The organism is Xenorhabdus eapokensis, assembly GCF_001908105.1.
The window spans coordinates 1-414 of record NZ_MKGQ01000191.1; the positions used below are offsets into that span (position 1 = coordinate 1).

Here is a 414-nt window from a genome sequence, read left to right on the forward strand (position 1 = left end):
AACTGAGTATCAACAAGAAGAAAAGTGCGGTTGCGAGACCGTGGGAACGCAAGTTCTTAGGGTACAGCGTAACTTGGCACAAAAGCGTTCGCCTGAAAATCGCGAGCAGCAGCATCAGTCGACTAAAAGAGAAAATCCGTAACCTAACAACGGGTCACTGTTCAAAATCAGTCAAACGGGTCATTGATGAGTTAACTCCAGTGCTAAGAGGCTGGATAAGCTACTTCCGATACACAGCGGTAAAAGGCGTACTGGAGGAGCTGGACAGCTGGATAAACCGGAAACTACGCTGTTTATTATGGCGTCAGTGGAAGCGTCCATACACGCGAGCCAAGAAATTAATGGCAGCGGGTTTACCCGAACAACGAGCGTGGAGTTCGGCATGTAACCAGCGTGGAGCATGGTGGAATGCAG

The 414-nt window shown here is 49.3% G+C and carries 1 protein-coding gene; it reads left to right on the plus strand.

From position 1 onward, the window contains the following. Positions 1 to 414 (plus strand): group II intron maturase-specific domain-containing protein (locus Xedl_RS20110; protein WP_279625386.1); only part of this gene is annotated, 414 nt, incomplete at both ends.